Raw genomic sequence first — 2967 nt, forward strand, 5'->3', positions numbered from 1 at the left:
CCCTGGTGTCTCGCATCCGAGCGGCCGAGACTCGCGACTTCGTCGCATGCGCTTCGGCCACTCGGATGCGAGACGGGCCGCGAACGGTCGCTCGTAAGACTCGCTCCGTGGTGTTGAGTGGGTTTACATCAACCAGGCGACCGCGCCCGCGGTCGCTAGGGCGGCGAGCACCAGCAGGGCGATAGCGAGTGGCCGGGTGGTCTTCCAGGTGGAGTAGGCCCCGCCCAGCAGGAACCCGGCCAGCGCGAACAGGATGACGGAGGACATCTGGTCATTCTGCCTCGCGCGCCATATGCAATTAACAAGCACGCGTGCTTGCTTTTTTCTGGACCGGGTGTGATGCTGGACTCCGGAACGCGGACTCCACCGGCGGCGCAACGCGGCGCGCCGGGACGGTTCGCCGCACAGGAGGGCCTTCCAGCTGATGAGTATGCTGGCCGCCGATCCGGAGCTCATCCGTATCGGCAACTGTTCCGGGTTCTACGGTGATCGGCTCAGCGCCATGCGGGAGATGCTCGAGGGCGGGCAGCTCGATGTGCTCACCGGGGACTATCTCGCCGAGTTGACCATGCTGATCCTCGGCCGGGACCGGATGAAGGATCCCAGCCTCGGCTATGCCAAGACCTTCGTCCGCCAGATCGAGGACTGCCTCGGGCTGGCGCTGGAACGCAATGTTCAGATCGTCACCAATGCGGGCGGCCTCAACCCGGCCGGTCTCGCGGAGAGGCTGCGCAAGGTTGCGGCGGATCTCGGACTTGATGCCAAGGTCGCGCACGTCGAGGGTGACGACCTGCTCAGCCGAGCGGGCGAACTCGGCCTCGGGTCACCGCTGACCGCGAATGCCTATCTCGGTGCCTGGGGCATCGTCGAATGTTTGAATGCGGGCGCGGATATCGTGGTCACCGGCCGGGTCACCGATGCTTCGGTGATCGTCGGCCCGGCCGCCGCTCATTTCGGTTGGGGGCGAACCGATTACGACCAGCTTGCCGGTGCCGTGGTGGCCGGGCATGTCATCGAGTGCAGTACACAGGCCACCGGCGGTAACTTCGCCTTCTTCACCGAGTTGGCCGATCTCGGACGGCCCGGTTTCCCGATCGCCGAAGTGCGCAGGGACGGCAGCAGCGTCATCACGAAACATCGGGGCACGGGCGGTGCGGTCACGGTGGATACCGTTGCGGCACAGCTGATGTACGAGATCCAGGGTGCGCGTTATGCGGGGCCGGATGTCACCACGCGGCTGGACACGATCGAGCTGACTCGAGAAGGTCCGGATCGCGTGTTGATCAGCGGTGTGACCGGCGAACCGCCGCCGCCGCAGCTGAAGGTTTCGCTGAATACTCTCGGCGGTTTCCGCAATGAGATGGAGTTCGTGCTCACCGGACTCGATATCGAGGCGAAAGCCCAACTGGCGCAACGACAACTGGAGTCCTGGCTGCCCGTGCGGCCTGCGGAATTGACCTGGACGCTGGCGCGTCTCGACCGGCCGGACGCCGAAACCGAGGAGCAGGCAAGCGCTTTGCTGCGCTGCGTGGTTCGCGATCCGGATCCGAACAAGGTCGGCCGCTCGTTCTCCAATGTCGCGGTCGAGCTGGCATTGGCCAGTTATCCGGGGACCAACTTCACCAGCCTGCCCGGCAACGGCTCGCCGTACGGCGTGTACACGCCGGGATTCGTCGATGCCGCCGAGGTGCCGCATGCGGCGGTGCTGCCGCAGGGCACTCGCGTCGATATCGCACCCGCGTCGGACACTCTGAAATTGGCGGAGGTAGCCGCGCCGGATCTGCCGGAGCCGTTGTCCACCAACGGAACTCGCCGGGCACCGCTGGGAACGATTGCTTTGGCCCGCAGCGGCGATAAAGGCGGCAATGCCAATATCGGCGTATGGGTTCGCACCGATGAGCAGTGGCGCTGGCTGGCGCATACGCTGACGGTGGAGCGGATCAAGGAACTGCTGCCCGAGGCCGCGCCGCTGACCGTCACCCGGCACGTACTGCCGAATCTGCGTGCCGTGAACTTCATTATCGAGGGTCTGCTCGGACAGGGTGTGGCCTACCAGGCCCGCTTCGATCCACAGGCCAAAGGGCTCGGCGAATGGCTGCGCTCGCGTCATGTTGATATCCCATTGGAGTTGCTGTGAGTCCGTGGAATACGCCGGAACGGCGCGAATTGCGTGCCACCGTCAGGGGTTTCGCCGAGCGCGAGGTTCTTCCGTACCTCGCCGCCTGGGAGCGTGACGGCGAGATCCCGCGCGAACTGCACAAGAAGGCCGGAGCGCTCGGCCTGCTCGGCATCCAATTCCCGGAATCCGCGGGCGGTTCCGGCGGTGACGGTATCGACGCCATGATCGTCTGTGAGGAAATGCATCAGGCCGGGTGCTCCGGCGGCCTGTTCGCCTCGCTGTTCACCTGCGGTATCGCGGTGCCGCACATTATCGCCTCGGGCAATGAAGACCTGATCGAGCGCTTCGCACGCCCGACACTGGCCGGGGAGAAGATCGGCTCGCTCGCCATTACCGAACCCGGCGGCGGCTCCGATGTCGGCCACCTCACCACCACGGCGCGCCGCGATGGCGACCACTACATCGTCAATGGGGCCAAGACCTATATCACCTCGGGTGTGCGCGCCGATTTCGTGGTGACCGCCGTGCGCACGGGCGGCCCCGGTTCCGGCGGCATTTCGCTGCTGGTGGTGGAGAAGGGCACGCCGGGCTTCACGGTCAGCCGCAAGCTCGACAAGATGGGCTGGCTGGCCTCCGATACCGCCGAGCTGTCCTATGTGGATGTCCGCGTGCCGGTGGAGAATCTGGTCGGACCGGAGAATTCCGGCTTCTATCAGATCGCCGGTGCGTTCGTCAGCGAGCGGGTCGGGCTCGCGGTGCAGGCGTATTCGCAGGCCCAGCGCTGCCTCGACCTGACCCTGGACTGGGTGCGCAACCGCGAGACCTTCGGCCGCCCGCTGATCAGCAGG

General features: G+C 65.8%; 3 protein-coding genes. 2 read left to right on the forward strand and 1 reads right to left on the reverse strand.

What is annotated here, in order from left to right; all coding sequences use genetic code 11:
* Window positions 1-123: 123 nt before the first annotated feature.
* Window positions 124-267, reverse strand: a complete 144-nt coding sequence (locus NP3_RS49535) for a CG2302 family histidine operon protein (RefSeq protein ID WP_169814675.1) — start codon at window positions 265-267, stop codon at window positions 124-126.
* A 157-nt stretch (window positions 268-424) separates the two neighbouring features.
* Between NP3_RS49535 and NP3_RS41500 the strand changes: the two genes are divergently transcribed.
* Both NP3_RS41500 and NP3_RS41505 read left to right on the forward strand, forming a co-directional pair.
* Entirely contained in the window at window positions 425-2137 is a 1713-nt protein-coding gene (locus tag NP3_RS41500) for an acyclic terpene utilization AtuA family protein (protein ID WP_063047178.1), read from the forward strand.
* Window positions 2134-2967: acyl-CoA dehydrogenase family protein (locus NP3_RS41505; protein ID WP_063047179.1), on the forward strand; the 834-nt coding region annotated here is incomplete at its 3' end. The genes NP3_RS41500 and NP3_RS41505, both read left to right, overlap by 4 nt.

Origin of the sequence: Nocardia pseudovaccinii NBRC 100343, from assembly GCF_001613225.1 — a bacterium.
GTDB classification, from domain to species: Bacteria; Actinomycetota; Actinomycetes; order Mycobacteriales; family Mycobacteriaceae; genus Nocardia; species Nocardia pseudovaccinii.

Excerpts from the sequence above, each read along its gene's own strand:
- NP3_RS41500 (WP_063047178.1), top strand. The coding sequence starts at position 425 with ATGAGTATGCTGGCCGCCGATCCGGAGCTCATCCGTATCGGCAACTGT.
- NP3_RS49535 (WP_169814675.1), bottom strand. The coding sequence starts at position 267 with ATGTCCTCCGTCATCCTGTTCGCGCTGGCCGGGTTCCTGCTGGGCGGG.